Origin of the sequence: Streptococcus marmotae, from assembly GCF_001623565.1 — a bacterium.
Classification (GTDB): domain Bacteria; phylum Bacillota; class Bacilli; order Lactobacillales; family Streptococcaceae; genus Streptococcus; species Streptococcus marmotae.
In genome coordinates, this window is the sequence record NZ_CP015196.1 from 1,379,546 (window position 1) to 1,399,258 (window position 19,713).

At 41.1% G+C, this 19,713-nt stretch carries 13 protein-coding genes and 1 pseudogene; all 14 read left to right on the plus strand.

Annotated features, from left to right (window positions below; all coding sequences use genetic code 11):
* Window positions 1-52 precede the first annotated feature (52 nt).
* The 14 genes and pseudogenes from tpx to A4H00_RS07055 all read left to right on the plus strand — a co-directional run bounded on the left by tpx (window position 53) and on the right by A4H00_RS07055 (window position 19,707).
* Window positions 53-544, plus strand: coding sequence for a thiol peroxidase (gene tpx / locus A4H00_RS06990; protein WP_067088532.1), 492 nt, complete (start codon window positions 53-55; stop codon window positions 542-544).
* A gap of 159 nt (window positions 545-703) precedes the next feature.
* Window positions 704-1,405, plus strand: coding sequence for an ABC transporter ATP-binding protein (locus tag A4H00_RS06995; RefSeq protein WP_067088536.1), 702 nt, complete (start codon window positions 704-706; stop codon window positions 1,403-1,405).
* Window positions 1,406-1,423: 18 nt separating this feature from the next.
* Window positions 1,424-4,786, plus strand: coding sequence for an ABC transporter permease (locus A4H00_RS07000; RefSeq protein ID WP_067088538.1), 3,363 nt, complete (start codon window positions 1,424-1,426; stop codon window positions 4,784-4,786).
* Window positions 4,787-5,105: 319 nt separating this feature from the next.
* A pseudogene (locus tag A4H00_RS11495) lies at window positions 5,106-5,799 on the plus strand (protein rep).
* A 26-nt stretch (window positions 5,800-5,825) separates the two neighbouring features.
* Window positions 5,826-6,113 carry a hypothetical protein gene (locus A4H00_RS07015; RefSeq protein ID WP_067088542.1) on the plus strand — a complete coding sequence of 96 codons (288 nt, stop codon included), beginning with the start codon at window positions 5,826-5,828 and terminating at the stop codon, window positions 6,111-6,113.
* Window positions 6,097-6,657, plus strand: a complete 561-nt coding sequence (locus tag A4H00_RS07020) for a hypothetical protein (protein WP_067088544.1) — start codon at window positions 6,097-6,099, stop codon at window positions 6,655-6,657. The genes A4H00_RS07015 and A4H00_RS07020 overlap by 17 nt, the downstream gene beginning before the upstream one ends.
* A gap of 874 nt (window positions 6,658-7,531) precedes the next feature.
* The gene (gene polA, locus A4H00_RS07025; RefSeq protein ID WP_067088548.1) at window positions 7,532-10,171 is read left to right on the plus strand and encodes a DNA polymerase I; all 2,640 of its coding nucleotides are present in this window, start codon (window positions 7,532-7,534) and stop codon (window positions 10,169-10,171) included.
* A 190-nt stretch (window positions 10,172-10,361) separates the two neighbouring features.
* A complete protein-coding gene (locus tag A4H00_RS07030) occupies window positions 10,362-10,829 on the plus strand; it encodes a deoxycytidylate deaminase (protein WP_067088550.1) in 468 nt (155 codons plus the stop codon).
* A 136-nt stretch (window positions 10,830-10,965) separates the two neighbouring features.
* A complete protein-coding gene (locus A4H00_RS07035; RefSeq protein WP_067088553.1) occupies window positions 10,966-11,859 on the plus strand; it encodes an ABC transporter ATP-binding protein in 894 nt (297 codons plus the stop codon).
* The gene (locus A4H00_RS11855; RefSeq protein WP_157770991.1) at window positions 11,856-12,050 is read left to right on the plus strand and encodes a hypothetical protein; all 195 of its coding nucleotides are present in this window, start codon (window positions 11,856-11,858) and stop codon (window positions 12,048-12,050) included. The genes A4H00_RS07035 and A4H00_RS11855 overlap by 4 nt, the downstream gene beginning before the upstream one ends.
* Window positions 11,984-13,072 (plus strand): ABC transporter permease, encoded by a 1,089-nt coding sequence (locus A4H00_RS07040; protein ID WP_067088555.1) that lies wholly within the window; start codon window positions 11,984-11,986, stop codon window positions 13,070-13,072. Before A4H00_RS11855 ends, A4H00_RS07040 begins: the two co-directional genes overlap by 67 nt.
* A 668-nt stretch (window positions 13,073-13,740) precedes the next feature.
* Window positions 13,741-17,415 (plus strand): GbpC/Spa domain-containing protein, encoded by a 3,675-nt coding sequence (locus A4H00_RS07045; RefSeq protein ID WP_067088567.1) that lies wholly within the window; start codon window positions 13,741-13,743, stop codon window positions 17,413-17,415.
* A 235-nt stretch (window positions 17,416-17,650) separates the two neighbouring features.
* Entirely contained in the window at window positions 17,651-18,685 is a 1,035-nt protein-coding gene (locus tag A4H00_RS07050) for a M42 family metallopeptidase (protein WP_067088569.1), read from the plus strand.
* An 89-nt stretch (window positions 18,686-18,774) separates the two neighbouring features.
* Entirely contained in the window at window positions 18,775-19,707 is a 933-nt protein-coding gene (locus tag A4H00_RS07055; RefSeq protein WP_067091541.1) for a DUF4268 domain-containing protein, read from the plus strand.
* The last annotated feature ends 6 nt before the right edge of the window (window positions 19,708-19,713 follow it).

Genomic DNA, 19,713 nt, shown 5'->3' on the forward strand with positions numbered 1-19,713 from the left:
ATTTTTGAGTCAAAACGCTTACAATAGAGGTAGTAGAGAAAAGGAGCCTATTATGACAACATTTATCGGAAAACCAGTTACTCTTGTCGGACCTCAATTACGTGTAGGCGACAAAGCCCCTGATTTTGTCCTTATGGCCAATGATTTGACCTTGAAGAGCCTCAATGATTTTGGTAAAAAGTGCAAGGTCATTAGTGTTATTCCTTCAATTGACACAGGAATTTGTGATGCGCAAACACGTCGCTTTAATGAAGAATTGGCAGGGCTAGACAATCTAGTTGTTATTACTGTTTCAGCGGACTTACCATTTGCACAGGCTCGTTGGTGTGGGGCAGCAGGACTTGATGGAGTCATTACCCTATCAGATTACTATGACCATGCTTTCGGGAAAGCATACGGCTTGTTAATGCGTGAGTGGAATTTGCTAGCGCGTGCCGTCTTTGTCCTCAATGAAAATAATGAGATTGTCTATGTAGAATATTTGGACAATGTAAATGAACATCCAGATTATGATGCAGCTTTAGCAGTCGCTAAGAATCTGTAACAATCTTAAAACGGGTAAGAAATTCTTGCTCGTTTTTTCTTGCTCGTTTGTCAATTGGAAAACAAAGGATTTGTACTTGCCATGTCGGATTGTTTCATAAGGGGAATACTCGATATGAAAGCGAAAACATGGTATAATAGGGAAAGAAAAGAGGTAGATATGGCATATATTGAAGTACGCAATAGTTCTAAATCTTACATCATGGGCAATAATCGTATTGTGGCAAACAAGGATATTTCGTTTGATATTGAAAAGGGAGAATTGGTCATTATTCTCGGTTCTTCTGGCGCAGGAAAATCAACCCTGCTCAATATCTTGGGCGGTATGGATACAAATGATGAAGGTGTAGTCAAGATTGATGGGGTGGACATTGCTCAACTAACTAGTAAGCAGCTGACCAAGTACCGCCGTGAAGATGTTGGTTTTGTCTTTCAGTTTTACAATTTAGTGGCGAATCTAACTGCGAAAGAAAATGTCGAATTGGCCTCAGAAATTGTGCGTGATGCCATGGATGCGAGGGATGTCTTGACCAAAGTTGGTTTGGGAGATCGTTTGGATAATTTTCCAGCTCAATTATCAGGTGGTGAGCAACAACGAGTTGCGATTGCACGAGCAGTTGCCAAACGTCCTAAGATGCTCTTGTGCGACGAGCCAACTGGAGCTTTGGACTACCAAACTGGTAAACAAGTGTTACACATTTTACAAGAGATGTCAAAACAAGAAGGAGCAACGGTTGTGATTGTGACCCACAATGCAGCTCTGGCTCCCATTGCAGATAAGGTCATTCAGATGCGGGATGCGTGTATCCATTCGATTCAGGTCAATCCACAGCCGCAAGACATTCGAACCTTGGAATATTAAGAAAACTAGGAAAGCTAGATGAATAAGAAAATCTATTGGAAAACGATTCGTCAATCGTTGCTGTCTTCTAAAGGGCGATTCTTTTCGATTTTTAATTTAATGATGATTGGTTCAATGGCCTTTATTGGTTTGAAGGTCGCAGCGCCGAATATGGAAAAAACAGCGCAGCGCTATATTGAACAGGGACAGATGATGGATTTGGCTGTGCTGTCCGATTTGGGAATCAGTCAAGCAGACAAAAAAGAATTAGATAATATTAGAGGTGTCCAGATTGAGTATGCCTACTTCAAGGATGTGACCATTGGGGGTGGACAGGAAGCAATCCGTTTGTTTTCTACTCCAAAAACCATTTCACGCTATCAGCTAAAAGAGGGCAAGGATCCTACATCAGAAAAGGAAATTCTTTTATCGACCAATCTTAAAGGAAGCTATCAGATTGGAGATCGCATTACAGTCCAAGAAGGCAATAAACAGGCTAGGGTTTTAAAAGAAACAGAATTTATTGTGACCGGTTTTGCGGATTCGGCAGAGATATGGGGAACAATCAATCTCGGTCCTGCCAGTACAGGAACAGGTCAGCTAGCTGCCTATGCCTTTGTGGATGAGGCTGCCTTTGACTCGGAAGTGTATATGTTAGCCCGCCTCCGCTATGACGATGTAGCGGCTATTCCCTATTATCAAGGGTCCTATAAACAAAAAATAAGAGCTCATCAAGAAGAACTGAATCAAGTATTAGCAGACAATGGGAAAGAACGCCTGGCTAGCATTCGGAAAACAGGTCAGGAAAAGATTGCTGACGGAAGAAAAAAAATAACAGAGGCAGAACAGCAACTCCAAGAAGCTCAGCAAGCCTTTGACACAAAGGAAGAGGAGCTAAGCAAAGGTCGGCTCCAATTAGAGCAGGGACAAGAGGAATTGAAATTACAGGCAAGGGAATTAGAATCAGCTAAGGTTCAACTTGACCAAGCCAAGGAAGAATTAGACAATAGCCGGGCACAGCTAGATGCTGCGCAACGTCCTCTTGAAATCAGTCGAAAGCCCTTGGAGGAAAATCGAAAAGAGCTAGTACAAGCCGAGAGGCAATTGAATGAGGTGCGGACTAGTTTGAGTGCAAAAGGAATTGAATTAGACCAAGCAGCAGCTCAGATTGCCACAGCCCAAGGCGAATTTCAGCGCTTAGCCCAAGCTATTCAAGATCAGATTACCTTTGCGGTGGGTTCAGGAGAGAAACCAGCAGAACTTCCAGAGTTGGTAGAAGCCCAGCAATGCTTGAAACAAATAGAAACAGACATTGCATCTGCTCAACAAATTTACCAACAAGGATTGGCAGCCTATCAATTAGGGAAAATCCAATACGAAGAAGAGTTAGCCCGCTATCAAGAAGGGAAAAAGCAATATGAAGCTGCTCTAATCCGGTATCAAGAAGCCCAGGCAGCCTACCAAGAAGGAGAAGCCTCCTATCAAGCTGGACTTGCTGAATACGAGGCGAATCGAATTGCCTACGAATCAGGGCAAGAACAACTGGCGACTGCTAGAGCCGATTTGAGAGAAAAACAAGAGGAGTTGGAGAAAGGGGAACAAGCGCTTCAGGAAGCCAAAAGTGACTTTGAACGGAGGCGGTTGACCATTGAACAAGAGTTAGGACAGTCGCACAGGGAATTACAGAGCGCTCAGGCTGATTTGGCACACTTTGATACACCAGAGTATCGTACCTATACACGAGACAGCCTACCTGGTGGAAATGGCTATGCCAATTATGATAGCAGTACCCAGAGTATTTCTGCGGTCGGAAACATTTTCCCTGCTGTATTATACTTAGTTGCGGCTCTGGTTACATTTATGACCATGACCCGCTTTGTGGATGAGGAGCGTTCAAATATCGGTATTTTTAAGGCTCTCGGCTATACAAATCGGCAAATTATCATCAAGTTTATCGTCTACGGGTTAGCGTCAGGCTTATCAGGTACCATTGTAGGGCTTCTTTTAGGTAACTTTCTCCTAGCTCCGATGATTAGTCGCATTATCACAGATACGACGGTGATTGGAAGAAGCAGCCTTTCTTTTTATCCGAAGTGGTATCTTCTAGCAATTCTCTTTTCTCTGCTTGCTTCTGTGTTACCAGCCTATTGGGTTGCACGCAGGGAGTTAAAAGCCAAACCAGCCCAGCTACTGCAAGCTAAGCCACCTGTTTCAGGGGCTAAGATTTTCTTGGAATATGTACCAATTATTTGGCAGCGTTTGAGTTTTACCCAAAAGGTGACAGCCCGCAATATCCTACGTTACAAAAAACGGATGCTCATGACCATTATCGGCGTAGCAGGCTCCGTGGCTCTCTTATTTGCTGGTTTAGGAATTCGCTCGTCTATTTCGCAGGTCATCGACCGTCAATTTCAGGACCTTCTTCATTATCAATTGGTACTTGTCAAGCAAAGTCGAGTTAGTCAGGAAGATAAAGATCAAGTTGAAAAAGCCCTTCGTTCACCAGTTGTTCAAAAGACCCTACCGCTTGCTTACTATGGTCTAACAGAAACAGTAAAAGGTCAGGACGATGCCCTTGCTATTAGCCTTTTTATCAGTCCAGAAAAAGATTTGTCCTCCTTTGTCACCTTGCGAAATCCTAAGAATGGTCAAGGGTTACTCTTATCAGATGAGGGGGCAATTATTTCTCAGAAGTTGGCTCAATTGTATCAGGTTGATGTTGGAGATAGGCTGACGGTGAAAGTTCAGCAAGAAGAGTTGACATTGAAAGTGGCTGGAATCACGGAGATGTATGCAGGTCATTTCATCTATCTGTCGGATGTTGCCTATCAGCGAGCAAGTGGAAAAGGTTATCAGGCAAATGCAGATTTGGTGATGTTAGACAAGTCAGATAAGAAGGCTGTTGAAAAGGTTGCACGTGATTTTCTAGCCATGAAAGGTGTTGTTGCGGTCGTACAAAATCTATCTCTGGTTACCTTGCTAGAAACCATTGTTCAGTCCCTTCAATCCGTTATGCTGATTTTGATTGTCTTGTCCATTTTACTGGGAATTGTTATTCTCTATAATTTGACGACCATCAATATGGCAGAGCGGATTCGGGAATTGTCAACCATTAAAGTCTTGGGATTTTATGACCATGAAGTGACCTTTTATATCTATCGGGAAACCATGATCCTATCAGTCTTGGGGATTGTCTTAGGTCTATGTGCAGGCTTCTTCTTACATCGCATACTTCTAGTCGTCATTGCTTCACCGGCTATCCTATTTGCCCCAACTGTATCCATAGATGTCTATCTCGTCCCAATTGTGGCTGTACTAGGAATACTCACCTTGTTAGGCTGGCTCGTTCACCATCAGTTGAGTCAATTAGATATGCTTGAAGCCCTCAAGTCTGGGGAGTAATCGGATAACTCCAAGAGTCCAGTTAGCTGTTATAGTGAATTGAATAAAGGTTAGGACATTGTTATACTCTATACCATGAAGAACCCACAAAATCAAGGGGAAATTCTCCAGGATAAGAATTCCAAAGGTGAAGCAAAGGACTGGCGAGGAAGAAAAATTTTAGGCTTGAGATTGTCTGAAATTTTTGGGCATCTTGGATATAGACAGAACTTAGTCGAGCGAGTCGCCACGTGTGGCGATCAGCTCGAATTTGTAAAAAAAAACAGACGGTAGTCTGCGATTAGCCAAGGCTTATTTTTGTCAAAACAAACTCTGCTCGATGTGTAACTGGAGGCGGTCGATGAAACATTCTTACCAGACTTCTGTGGTCGTTGATGAAGCTATGAAGCAACACCCAAAAGCTCGTTTTCTCTTCCTGACCTTGACCGTTAAGAACGTACCAGGCGAGGAACTGAGCAGGACATTTACGTCCTTGACCCAGGCGTTTGACCGTCTCTTTAGACGGGCTAAGGTCAAGAAGAATCTGATTGGCTATTTGCGAGCAACCGAGGTTACTCATAACGAAATTATAGGTGAGTATCACCCCCATTTGCACGTTTTACTGATGGTCAAGTCGAGTTATTTTAGTGGGGCTGGAAACAACTATATCACCCAGGAAGAATGGGGGCAGATGTGGTCACAATCGCTTAAGGTGGATTGTCGATGTCAGAGCCGTCAAGGAGCAGGGAAAAGGTCTAAAAGGGGCAATCCTTGAGACGGCAAAGTACCCAACCAAACCCATCAAGCTGGAGCTAGAAAATGCCCAGGTCGTGGAAGATTTATACAACGGACTTTACCGAAAACGACAGATAGCTTACGGTGGTTTGTTCAAGGAAATTAAGAAAAAACTGGAGCTCGATGACCTGGAAAATGGTGACCTGGTTCATACCGGAGAGGACAAAGAAGAGCTATCCGGTGGAACAAAAATTATAGCCGTTTGGAATGCCAGCAGGCAGAATTATTTTATCAAATAATTTAATTAGTTAGGAAGGAGCTTGTGATGAAAAAAATAAAATTTGATTCTTTATTTTTGTTATTAGGAGGTATATTTTTTGGAGTATATTTAGCTCTTTATGAGAAAGAATTTTTAAAATTTCCGAATGTGTTTTTAACTGTTTATTTTTTTATATGCTTAATTTGTTTCTCTCTAGTGGGAGAATATTATACAAATAAATTTTCTCAAAATTCATTTGTGCTTCGGTTGGTTTACGTTGGTCTCTATGTATTTTCACCTTTACTTATAGTCTTTATTATCTTTGGAGGAAAGAAGTATGAAGATAATAAATAAGTTTTTGGTTATAGTTATGTTATTTGCGATAACATTTCCTGTCTTAAGTAGTTTTCCTACAGTTGTTTTTGCTAATGAGGAGATTTCTTCATTAGCAACTGACGAAGAGGTGGAAATATTGTCTTCAGAGCTTGAATTTTATTTTAATCAGGTGGGGCATATAGATGGAAATGGAAATTATCAAATAACAAATCCTGAATTACTTCTTGAAAGAGCTAATTCAGGAGATATATATGCACAACAACTTTATGAAGCTTATAAGATTAGAATAAGTAAACGAAGAAAACGTTCTGCAGCTGATTTTGGTATGTGCGTTTTAAGAGATTATTTTGGCGTTTACATTGATATAGCAAATGGACAATTTTGGAAAGCTTTTACTATGGATTTGGAAAATGCTCTATGGGAAAAAGCAGCAGGGACAGTTCTTAAACTTTTGGGTAAAAGCGCAAGTAAAGCTAATGTGTTAGCTACAGCAGGACAATTGGCTTTAGCTACAGCAGGACAATTGGCTTTAGCGGCTTATAATTGTCGTTCTAAGTGGTAATGTGAATGGTGGATACATAGAGATTTAAGCCGGTTTTTAACCGGCTTTTTATGTATAAAAATAAAAATCTGACTAGGCAACGAAATCGTAGCTAGAACTGAAGTTCAGCAAGGTGAGTTAACGACGTCAGACTTTGATTTTTGACGAGTATAAGTCGCTTTGCTTCAATAGTCCAGTAGACTGTTGAAGGTGGAAACAGGGATTATGGAGTAATCCTCAATTAACGCCAGTTCTATCTGTAGCTCCTTGCCTTGTCCTATTCCTTCATAAGATACAAAGGACGTCAAGAGCAAAGTAAAAATAGGAGATTTCCTTGTGTTCGATGAACACAAGGAAATCTATCTTTTTTACACAGCTCTTAGTCCGTGTTCAGTTCTCAATCCACTATAAAAATCTGTACTATATGAAGAAAATAGCAAAACCAAGAACTTTGATGTTAAAGAGGCTGAGACAAAAGTGTCCAGCCTTGCTTCTTTTATAGCGTTAACAGTTTGACTTATATCAATAGTCAGGGGAGTGACGATTGATACCTGAACCTAAAAATTTGAAAGCGAAGATTGACTGGTTTGTAGAATGTTGATCAATCAACATTCTAGTAGAAGAGGCTAGCGAACAGTTTTTTGCTAGCCCTATTTCTAACCTTTTACCATTCTCAATTGCAAGGAGCGAGCTGCGCTCGTTCTATTTCCAGCCTTCCACAATCCTCAATTGTGGAAGCTAGTCAACCTGCGAGGTATTAACAGTCTAGTGGACTGTTAATACTTGAGCTTAGAAATGAGAGAGCGAAATTGACAAAATCGATTTCTGCGAAATCACGTTTGAGTCCCACTCCCTTTTTCTATTCTTGACGAGAAGAACATGATATAATAAAAACATGAAAAAAAATAGATTATTACTAATAGACGGCTCATCTGTAGCCTTTCGTGCCTTCTTTGCCCTCTACAATCAAATTGATCGTTTTAAGAGTCCGACTGGTCTTCATACCAACGCTATCTATGGTTTCCACCTCATGCTGGACCATATGATGAAGCGAATCCAGCCAACCCATGTACTGGTCGCTTTTGATGCGGGGAAAACGACCTTCCGTACAGAAATGTACCAAGACTACAAGGCAGGTCGTGCCAAAACACCTGATGAATTTCGAGAGCAATTTCCTTTCATTCGCCAAATGCTAGAAGTCATGGGCATTCGCCATTATGATTTAGAACGCTATGAAGCAGATGACATCATTGGAACCTTGGATAAGCTAGCAGAAGGAAGTAGCCAACCGTTTGAGGTGACCATTGTCAGTGGAGATAAGGACTTGATCCAACTGACGGATGAAAATACCATTGTTGAAATTTCGAAAAAGGGAGTTGCTGAATTTGAAGAATTTACCCCAGCCTATCTCATGGAAAAAATGGGGATTACGCCGACCCAATTCATTGATCTAAAAGCACTCATGGGAGATAAATCAGATAATATCCCCGGTGTGACCAAGATTGGTGAGAAAACAGGCCTTAAACTTTTGACGGAATATGGGTCACTGGACGGTATTTATGAGCATATCGACAGCATGAAGCAGTCCAAGATGAAAGACAATCTGATTCAGGATAAGGAACAGGCCTTTCTATCACGAACCCTTGCGACCATTGATACGCAAGCGCCTATTACAATTGGTCTTGAAGATATTGCCTATCAAGGTCCAGATCTTGAACAATTAGCGCGCTTCTATGAGGACATGGGCTTCAAATTGCTCCGTGCCCAATTAGGCAGTGAAGCAACAGCACCGACAGCTATCAAGAATGACTTTGTATTCGTTGAAAAGGTTGCGGCAGACATGCTCCATGAAGACCAGTTTTTCCACTTTGAAATCTTTGGGGATAATTACCACAAAGAGCCAATTATCGGTCTTGCTTGGGGAGATGAGCAGGCTATCTATGTCGGAGGAGCAGAGCTTCTGTCACAAGACATTTTGCGTGACTTTCTGACAAGAACAGCCGTTAAAACCTATGATTTCAAACGGAGTAAGGTCTTACTTTCCCATTATGGGATTGACCTGAAATTAGCAGCTTTTGATAGTCGTCTAGCCAAATATCTACTGACGACAGTAGAAGATAATGAGATTGCCACCATTGCCAAGTTATACGGTCAGAATAGCTTAGATGCGGATGAAGTTGTCTATGGTAGAGGGGTAAAACGAGCCATTCCTGAGCCAGAAACACTCTATCAACACTTGGCTAATAAACTGGCCGTTCTCGTTGAAACGGAAGCCATTATGCGGACAAAATTGGCAGAACACCAACAGTCAGACCTGCTCTTTGAAATGGAATTACCACTAGCCAATGTCCTTGCTAAAATGGAAATGACAGGGATTAAGGTTGAGGCAGAAACCTTAAAAGCCATGCAGGTTGAAAATGATCTCGTGATTGAAGAATTGACACGGGATATTTATGACTTGGCTGGTGAAGAGTTTAATATCAACTCTCCTAAGCAACTAGGAGTCATTCTCTTTGAAAAAATGGGCTTGCCACTCGAATTGACCAAAAAGACCAAGACAGGGTATTCTACGGCAGTAGATGTCTTAGAACGCTTGGCTCCAATTGCTCCGATTGTGTCAAAAATTCTTGACTATCGTCAGATTACCAAGTTGCAATCGACCTACGTGATTGGCCTTCAAGAAGCCATTATGGAAGATGGGAAAATCCATACACGCTATGTGCAAGATTTGACCCAGACAGGTCGTCTGTCTAGCACAGACCCCAATCTGCAAAATATCCCTGTGCGCTTAGAACAAGGTCGCTTGATTCGTAAGGCCTTTGTGCCAGAATGGGAAGATAGTGTCCTACTAAGCTCGGATTATTCCCAGATTGAGTTGCGGATTTTGGCGCATATTTCGCAGGATCAACACTTGATTGAAGCCTTTCGTCAAGGTGCAGACATCCATACTTCGACTGCTATGCGGGTATTTGGCATTGAAAAGCCGGAAGATGTGACGGCAAATGATCGTCGAAATGCAAAAGCAGTCAACTTTGGAGTGGTTTATGGTATTTCGGACTTTGGTCTGTCTAATAATCTAGGCATTAGTCGTAAGGAAGCAAAAGCCTATATTGATACCTATTTTGAACGCTTCCCAGGCATTAAAAATTACATGGAAAGTATTGTGCGTGAGGCGCGTGATAAGGGCTATGTCGAAACGATTTACCACCGCCGCAGGGAAATTCCTGACATCAATTCTCGGAATTTTAATGTGCGAAACTTTGCCGAACGGACTGCTATCAATTCACCGATTCAAGGATCAGCTGCGGATGTGCTCAAAGTGGCTATGATTAACTTAGATAAGGCCATGACAGAAGCAGGTTTACGCACTCGCATGCTCTTACAGGTGCATGATGAAATCGTCCTTGAAGTACCAAATGATGAGCTAGACACCGTTCGCAGCATGGTCAAGGAAGTCATGGAATCGGCGATTTCTCTCTCCGTTCCATTGCTGGCTGATGAAAATGCAGGCAAGACTTGGTATGAAGCTAAATAATAGAACAAGGAAAAGGATGGGCGATACGTGGCTCATTCTTTTTTCTTTTCCACGCTGAGATTAGCTGCTTGATGGTGTCAACTTGTGCCATCTGGGGTAGATTGTTGTAAGAGGTGACTTGTTTTTTATTTCTCTCCTTTTGCAAAAAAACATGGTATAATAAGGAAAATAAATCTGTGGAGGCTAGGAGATGTCAGAAAAACGTTTAGCATGGGATGAATATTTTGCGGCACAAGCTCTCTTGATTGCCAATCGAGCAACCTGTAAAAGGGCTAAGGTGGGAGCGGTCTTGGTCAAGGAAAATAAGGTTGTAGCAACAGGTTATAATGGTTCTGTTTCAGGGACCGAGCACTGTTTGGACCAAGAATGTCTGGTAGTGGACGGTCACTGTGTCCGAACCTTACATGCAGAGGTCAATGCGATTTTACAAGGAGCAGAGCGAGGAATTCCCAAAGGTTTTACAGCCTATGTCACGCATTTTCCCTGTCTGAACTGTTCCAAGCAGCTCCTTCAAGTCGGCTGTAAGCGCGTGGTTTATATCAATGAATACCGCATAGACGACTATGCTACCTATCTTTATCACGAAAAAGAGTGCGAACTTGTTCACCTGCCGATTGAGAAGGTCAAAGAGGCGATTAGCCAGACGGATTGGATTTAAAGGTTCCATTTTTCAAAAAAAACTCAAAAAAAAAAGTAATATTTTCTTGCATTCGCCATGAAATAGGAGTATAATAGACTTATTATTATTTTGGAAATGCTTACAGAGCATCGTGATGCAGAAAAAGGAGGGTGCGATGTTAGAAGTAGTGGGACTGAAGAAACGTTTTGGTGACAAGGCTGTTTTGCATGGGATTGATTTTCAAGCAGAAAAAGGACGGATTATAGGTCTTGTCGGGAAAAATGGTGCAGGAAAAACAACGATTTTTCATAGTATCTTGCAGTTTTTGGACTATGAAGGTCAGGTTCGTTTCGATGGGCAAGCCATTTCACAAGCAAGTTATGAGAAGATTGGCTATTTGCCAGAAGAACGAAGTTTGATGTCAAAATTAACGGTCTATAATCAGGTTCGTTATTTGGCCAGTTTGAAAGGCTTGTCGACTTCTTATATCAAGGAACAATTGCCCCTGTGGATGGCGAAATTGCAGGTCAAGGGAAATCCAACTGATAAAATTAAAAGTCTATCAAAGGGAAATCAGCAGAAAATCCAGTTGATGATTACCCTGATGCACCAGCCAGATTTGATTATCTTGGATGAGCCTTTTAGTGGTCTTGATCCAGTCAATACAGAATTGCTGAAACAAGTGATTTTAGAAGAAAAACAGCGTGGAGCGACCATTATTTTCTCAGACCATGTGATGACCAATGTTCAAGAAATCTGTGATGACATTTTGATGATTCGTGATGGGAAAGTAGTTGTTTCAGGGAGCATTGACGAGGTTCGAAATAGCTATGGCAAGACACGACTATTCGTTGCGAGCGAGCGTACACAGGAAGAATTGGAAGCTCTCCCCCATGTGGTTAGTGCCAGTCGGACCAAGCAAGGGACTTGGCGTCTCGTCTTGGATGATGAGTCAGCAGGCCCAGCCTTATTTGACATTCTCACTCAGGGACAATACGTGTCAACCTTTGACCAGCAAGCCCCAACGATTGATGAAATCTTCAAGTTAGAATCAGGAGTAGCCCTATGAAACAAATGAGTATTGTCATGAAAGAAACCTATCTCCGTCATGTAAAATCATGGAGTTTCTTGTTTATGGTCTTGAGTCCCTTTATCTTTTTAGGGGTCTCTGTCGGTGGGGTATTCTTGTTAGTATGTCCCAATCTTCTTCTGAACCGCTCCCAATCGTTTCGACCAGTCCTGAGATTGAACAAGCCCTAGGAGAGGATAAGGATAAGTACGATTTTGAATACCAAGACCAAACGGCTGCCCAAAAAGCGGTGGACGATGGAAAAATGGATGGTTACCTCGTGCTAGATGTCAAAGACGATCAAGTGCATGCTGCTTATCATGGTAAGGAAAGCATAGACCGTTTTGCTAAGGAATCTATCTTGAGCAGTCTGAAAAAACTTCAGGCAGATTTGAACCAGAAAGCCGCTCGGTTGACTGGAGAGCAAGAAAAAATCTTATCTCAAGAAATAAGCTATGATGAAGTCATTGAGAAAAATACGGAATTAGCTCAGACACTGCAATCCGGTCTGGTTTTTGTCTTATCGATGGCACTCTATATGCTCCTGATTATCTACGCAACGACAACCGCGCAGGATATTGCGAATGAAAAAGGCACCAAGATTATGGAGGTCATTTTCTCCAGTGTTCGTGCCTCAAATTATTTTTACGGGCGTATGTTGGGGATTATGGCAGTTGTCTTGACACATATTTCCATCTATGTAGTTGGTTTTCTCCTCGCTTACTTTGTCGCGGGTCGGTTTCCACTTGTTCAGATGTTCTTGGAACAATACCAAGAAATAGTAGCGCTCTTATTCCAACCTTCTACCGTTTTTACTGCCTTCTTTATGCTATTGGGCTTGGTTTTCTACATTGTCCTGTCGGCAGCTTGTGGTGCCTTGGTAACGCGTGTGGAAGATGTCAATAAGGCGGTTCAACCTCTCGTCTTACTGGTTGTTGTGGCCATGCTGATGAGTATCAGTTTAGGAACAAAAGGGGAACATATTTTACTCACTGTTGGGTCTTATATCCCTTTCTTCTCACCATTTTTCATGCCGATTCGTCTCATTCATGAAGAAGCTTCTACTCTTGAAGGTCTGCTCTCCCTACTTATTTTGCTTGGGACGACAGCAGGTAGCATTTGGTATATTGGAAAAATCTATTCTAGCCTTATCCTCCAGACAGATGATTTAGGCTTGTGGAAAAATTTCCAACGTGCACTGAAAAATAGATAAAAAATCACATTCTAATTAAAAAGTAGTTTATCAGGTATGAACTGTAGATTTCGTAAGGTTCGTACCTTTTTTCTTTTGCTGTGGGTCAGTCTGATGTCTCCAATCATCTTTATAGAGTATAATTTGTTCTTCTATTTTGTCCATCAATAGTAACTCGACTTGGTTTTTAAGGAAGTTTTTTCTTATTCTAGCGTCATAAAGTAGTGTTTACGTCGGCTAGCATCTCTGTTAGACTGCAATTCTGATAACAAGTGAGGCGAATTTGACTAGTTTGATGAATGCGTCCTACTTCTTTTATCGACAGGTATCACACTTATTCCTCGAGGAATGAAGGTTATGATGATGTGTATCGTTTCTAGGACGAATTACAATTTTTTTGAGTTAGCTATCACAAAATTATTTTGTAGTCTGATTATATTGCTATTCTGAGATTTATTTAGCATGAAATGACACAAATCTCACATTGTAAAAATCAGCTAGTAGGTAAAATATGAAAATCTCCAAAAATAAAAAAACACATAAAAAATAGATGAAACATATAAATTTTCAAGTAATTTCATTGAAAAAAATATTCGGGGGGGGGGGTATAATAATATATACAATACTAGAAATGCTTTTTGCTAAAGGTATTTTCAGTATCTATAAAATTTATATAGGAGTATCTGCTTGTGAAGAACAATAATAATAAAAACAAGTTTGATTGGTATGGCTTGAGCCAGCATTTTTCGATTCGGAAATACCATTTTGGTGTAGCATCAGTATTGCTTGGAACATCACTTTTAACAAATCCTGTCGGTGTCGTATCTGCTGATGAAGTAGCAACTGTCGTTTCTCAACCAGAGTCATTTAATCTTCAGTTGCAGCAGAAACACAAGTATCAGCAACAAAAAGAACTGTTACTAAACGGTCAAGTTCAAACAACAACATGGGTATCATCATCTGCGCTTGAAAACGCTGTAAACGAAGCGAAACAAGCAGGAGTTGAAGTAACTGAAACCATCCCTCGCCAGCAGTCATCTGTGTCAGCAGCGATAGCTGACAGCGTTGCGCAAATCAAAGAAGTTAACGCAGCAATAACAGCTCAAAAAGGTGCAGATGCTATTTATGCTCAAAAGCAAGCTGAATATGAAACTGCAGTGAAGGCTAACGCTGAAGCAGTAGCTAACAAAGCTGTTGTAGATGCACATAATGCTGAACAAAAAGCAGCCTACGAGCAAGCGAAAGCTGAATATGGTGCTGAGAAGAAAGTTTATGATGATACCCTTGCAGCTGCAAAAGCTGCAGAAGCAACTAACGATAAAATCAAAGCTGACAACGCATCAATGAAAACAAAATATGATGCTGCAAAAGCAGTTTACGATAAAGAACATGTGGAATTCGTAGCAGCTAAAGCAGCTTATGATACAGCTGTAGCAGCCAAAGAAAAGGTAGAAGCTCACAATATACAAATTGAGACAGATAACGCACAAGCTCAAGCAGCCTACGATAAAGCGATGGCTAAATATCAGGCAGATCTAACTCAATACAAAGCTGACCTTGCTGCCTACTCTGAGGCTGTTAAAAGTCGCACAATAGCTGAAGCTAAGAACGCAGCAGTGAGTGAAGCTAACGCTAAAGTTCAAGCTGATTATGAAGTGGCTAAAGCAGCATATGAAACAGAAAAAGGTCGGTATAACAAAGATCTTAAGGACTACAACGATGCCGTAGCTAAGAAAGCTGAAGTAGAAGCTCACAACACACAAATTGAGTCAGATAATGCACAAGCTCAGATTGACTATGAAAATGCTGTAAAAGCACACGAAGTAGCCAAAGCTGAATACAAAGAAGCCCTTGATGCTTTTAACAAAGCTGTGGCAGCTAAAGCAGCAGCAGAAGCTACAAATGCTAACATTACTAAAGGTAATCATGTGGTTTGGGACGCTTACAATGCAGATAAAGCGGAGTATGATGCCAAGAAAGCATCATATGATGTAGCTAGAGCAAAATACGAAGCTGAGAAAGCTCAATATGATCAAGCTAAAGAAGCCTTTGATGCTGCTAAAACAGCTTACGAACAAGCCCTTTCTAAATACGAAATTGACTATAATCACTATCTTGAAGACCTTAAAGCACGTTCGAATAATGGACTGAAATATGCTAGTGAATTAGCTAAATATGAATTGGCTAAGAAACAGTATGACGAAGCAAAAGCAGCTTACAATGAGTATTTGGCCTCTGCCAATCTTCAAAATATTGTACAAGACTTGACTTTCCTTCGAGAAAGCAATGCCACGCACACAACAACAGGGATTGATATGTGGTTGAAACGCGAAGCACAAGCTCGTCTTGGTTCGGGCGGAACTGTTGCGCAATACCGTACTGACCAAATGACTGCTACAGACACAGAAAGCAATAATCCATACAAGAACCAAGGTGAGAGTGAATGGGCTGTCGTTAAAGAAGGTCAGAAATTTGACGTTATTTATGAAAACCTTTCAGGTTCAAAACTTGGAGGTAAAACAATCTCTAAAGTAGTTTACAAATACGAGATTGTTAAGCTTCCATCTGCTGATGGTGTCGGTATCGCCCAAATCCATCAAGACCCAACACTCACAATGACGATTGGATCTGCTACAGATAATGACAAGCCAGTACACGTTAATGTTGATGTAGAGTTTTACGACGAAAATGGGAACAAAATTGATTGGGCTAATAAGAGCGCTATCTTTGCCCTCAATTCGCTTAACCATTGGGATGGCTCACCATACGTCGAGGCTTCTAAACCACGTGTATTGACTGTAGAAGCTAAGGATACTGAGAATAATGTAGTTCGTGGGACTTGGGATCCATACGCTGATGGCTCATCGCCCCAAAGCGCTGATGATCAACCAATTAAGAAATATGGTTCAGTTGCTGATATCGTATGGGAAAATGGTGCTAAAGTAACCATTAATGATTCGAACCCTCTTAAATTAGTAACAGCTAAATCTGAATGGAAAGATAATTCCTTCCAGGTTACAGAACAAAAAACAGTTACGGAAACATCATTGAATGCTTCAGGTAGTGCAAACGGCAAATCAATTGGAGCGGATACTTATGTATGGAATGACAATGGTGTTGAGAAGAATGATGTTCTTGGTACATACAAAATTGACCCAACAACCGGGTCTCTTGTCTACACACCAAAAGTTATTTTCCAAACAACTCGTCACCAAGAGTATGTAGGAATTGGTGATCAAGAATATATCTTGATGCCTCGTTCATCTGTATCATTTGATTCAGCGACTAATCAGGTTACATCACAAAAATCTAATCAATACACGTCACAAGGCTCTGTCTATAATGCTAACGCTAATGCTGTAACAAGTTCTGAAGGATGGGATAATCCAGCTTCAACAATCTTTTACTATGGTGGTGCCGGAGTTAAGATGATTACAGGCCATCTTGAGTTCATCGCAAAAGGTGCAAACGCAACAGGTGATGCAACTGTTTATTGGTTTGCAATCAACTCTAATTTGGCCTTTCCTAAAGATCCAGGTGAGGAACCTACTCCCCCAATACCTCCAACTGATCCAGTTGAACCGGAAAAGCCATCATTTGATGAAACAGAGCCAACTGCTCCAACTGAACCTACTCCCCCAACTCCCCCAGCAAAGCCAATCAGCAAACCAGAAGTTGAAGTTCCCGAAGTTCCTATCCCACCGGTAGAGCCAGCACCTCCAAGTCCAGTAACCCCGACACCTAAGTTGGATATTCCTGAGGTTCCAGATAGACCTACTCCTCCAATTCCACCAGCAGAACCACGGTATAAACCAAAAGTTGAAGTGCCAGAGGTTCCTGCCATTCCAAGAGAACCTACCCCTCCAAGTCCAGTAACCACCACACCTAAATTGGAAGTTCCCAAAGTCCCAAGTGAGCCTACCCCGCCTACCCCGCCAGTAGAGCCAATCTACAGGCCCGAAGTTGGTATCCCTGAAGTTCCCTCCAATCCGATCCCGCCAGCAGAACCAAACTACAAACTAGAAATTGAAGTTCCAGAGGTACCAGTAAGTCCAGAGCGTCAACAATTTTATGTGAAGTGGCATAAAAATTTTGTTGTCGAGCTTTCTGAAAAATTACTTCCGCCTGCAAACTCAAGCCTACCAGTAGAACCAGAAGTTGATATTCCTGAAGTCTCAGGGGAGTCAACTCCACCAGTCATGACAGAAAAGCCAAATACTGCAATTCCTGTGAAGTCTGTAACTCCTGCTCAAAAAGTATTGCCAGAAACAGGTGCTTCATACGGTGTGCCATTATTCATGGCTGGTATGACAGCATTTACAGCAGCTACCTTATTGGCGGTAACAAAATGTAAAGAAGACTGATTCAAAGCGGATTCGATTAGGAAAAAATAACATTTTAATAACTGTAGTGGGTGACTTATGGGTAAGCATAAGGGGAGACGACTGTCGTCTTCTCCTTTTGCATGCGTTAGAAAAGTATTAAAGGAGACTAGCTGGAAGAAAGTAGTGGAAAATTGAGTTTTATGTTCTGATATTGATTCAGCCAACAAACGTGGTATAATAAGGAAAAGATGGATAGAAAGTAAAAGGAGAAAAGATGAACACACTTGATTATCTTGTTACATTAACCAATACGCCTTCCCCAACAGGCTATACGACAGCGATTATGGACTATGTTCAGTCAGAGATGACGAGATTTGGCTATCAAGCCGTGAAAACGCCCAAGGGTGGTGTCATGGTGAGTGTAGTAGGAGCAGATGATAGCCGTCATAGAGTAGTGACGGCGCATTTGGATACCTTAGGAGCTATGGTGCGCGCAATTAAACCAGACGGTCGATTGAAAATGGATTTAATTGGTGGCTTTGGCTATCCTTCTATTGAGGGAGAAAATTGCTTGATTCATGTCGCTAAAAATGGGAAGACCTATACAGGAACGATTCTTATGCACCAGACCTCTGTCCATGTATACGCTGATGCGAAAACCGCAGAGCGCAATCAGACGAACATGGAAATTCGTCTAGATGAAAAGGTAAAATCTGCTGAAGAAACACGCGCCTTGGGGATTGATGTGGGCGATTTTATTTCCTTTGACCCACGGACCGTTATCACAGAAAGTGGCTTTATCAAGAGCCGGCACCTAGATGATAAGGTATCTGCTGCGATCTTGATGAACTTGCTCAAGGTGTACAAGGAAGAGGGGATTATTCTGCCCTACACGACCCATTTTTACTTCTCAAATAATGAAGAGATTGGCTATGGGGCAAATTCTAGTCTACCAGAACAAGTTGTAGAATACTTGGCTGTCGATATGGGAGCTATGGGAGATGACCAGCAGACCGACGAATACACTGTGTCAATCTGTGTCAAAGATGCTTCTGGTCCTTATCATTATGAATTACGTCAGCATTTGGTCGCTTTGGCGGAAGAAAATGGTATTCCTTACAAGCTTGATATTTATCCCTATTATGGCTCAGATGCCTCAGCAGCTATGCATGCAGGAGCAGATGTCAAGCATGCCCTACTTGGTGCAGGAATCGAGTCTAGCCATTCCTACGAGCGTACTCATGTAGACTCTATCGAAGCCACAGAGAGTATGGTAGATGCCTATTTGAAATCAGCGATGGTGGATTGATATTTCTGGAAAAAGAAAATATATCTATTGTCTATTGCTTCTAAAAACGTAAGATTTGCTAGGGATACTCAAAGATAACTTACAAGGTGGTGTACCAGTTGAAACTAGGTAAATTAACAGAAATAAATATTAGAGAACTCTGGAAACATGAGCAATATGATTTTTCGGAATGGTTATCTAAAGAAGAAAACATTGAAATGTTAAGTGATGAAGTAGGGCTAACATTGACAGATGTACATAAAGAAGTTTTTGTTGGGTCCTACCGTTGTGATTTAGTTGCCAAAGATGAAACAACAGGGATTAAGGTCATTATTGAAAATCAATTGGAAGCTACCAATCATGACCATCTAGGGAAGCTAATAACATATGCTTCTGGACTAGATGCAAATGTTGTGATTTGGATTGTTCAAGAGGCAAGAGAAGAACATAGAAGTGCGATAGAGTGGTTAAATAATAAGACGACTAAAGAGATTTCATTTTTTCTAATGGAAATTCGTGCATACAAGATTGGGGATTCCTTGCCCGCTCCTAAATTTGTGGTGATAGAAAAACCTAATGATTTCTTAAAAACAGTAAATTCCAGTATAGAGAGTGGAGAACTAAGTAAATCACAGGCTGAAAAATTGAATTTCTGGAATCGTTTTAATGAAGTTGTTCTTTTGAAAAATAAACCTTTTAATATCAGAAAGGCAACAACAAATCATTGGTATGATATTGCTCTTGGTACAAGTGAAGCTCACATCTCTATCACATTAGTAAATAAGAGTAATTCCATAGGGATAGAAATATACATAAATGATAATAAGAAACTTTTTGATCAACTATATGCCTTATCCGAAGAAATTCAGAATAAACTTGGATTTAATATGGATTGGCAAAGATTAGATAGTAAAAAAGCATCTAGAATTATTTACTATATTGAAGGCTTAGATTTTAATCATCATGAAAACTATGATGAACTCATAAATGAAGTTATTGATAAAACAGTTGTTATGAGGAGAGTTTTTAAATATTATTTATAGTAGAGA

Bases quoted from the DNA above. Each gene is read 5' to 3' on its own strand.
- tpx (WP_067088532.1), top strand. From the start codon at position 53: ATGACAACATTTATCGGAAAACCAGTTACTCTTGTCGGACCTCAATTA.
- A4H00_RS06995 (WP_067088536.1), top strand. From the start codon at position 704: ATGGCATATATTGAAGTACGCAATAGTTCTAAATCTTACATCATGGGC.
- A4H00_RS07000 (WP_067088538.1), top strand. From the start codon at position 1,424: ATGAATAAGAAAATCTATTGGAAAACGATTCGTCAATCGTTGCTGTCT.
- A4H00_RS07015 (WP_067088542.1), top strand. From the start codon at position 5,826: ATGAAAAAAATAAAATTTGATTCTTTATTTTTGTTATTAGGAGGTATA.
- A4H00_RS07020 (WP_067088544.1), top strand. From the start codon at position 6,097: ATGAAGATAATAAATAAGTTTTTGGTTATAGTTATGTTATTTGCGATA.
- polA (WP_067088548.1), top strand. From the start codon at position 7,532: ATGAAAAAAAATAGATTATTACTAATAGACGGCTCATCTGTAGCCTTT.
- A4H00_RS07030 (WP_067088550.1), top strand. From the start codon at position 10,362: ATGTCAGAAAAACGTTTAGCATGGGATGAATATTTTGCGGCACAAGCT.
- A4H00_RS07035 (WP_067088553.1), top strand. From the start codon at position 10,966: ATGTTAGAAGTAGTGGGACTGAAGAAACGTTTTGGTGACAAGGCTGTT.
- A4H00_RS11855 (WP_157770991.1), top strand. From the start codon at position 11,856: ATGAAACAAATGAGTATTGTCATGAAAGAAACCTATCTCCGTCATGTA.
- A4H00_RS07040 (WP_067088555.1), top strand. From the start codon at position 11,984: ATGTCCCAATCTTCTTCTGAACCGCTCCCAATCGTTTCGACCAGTCCT.
- A4H00_RS07050 (WP_067088569.1), top strand. From the start codon at position 17,651: ATGAACACACTTGATTATCTTGTTACATTAACCAATACGCCTTCCCCA.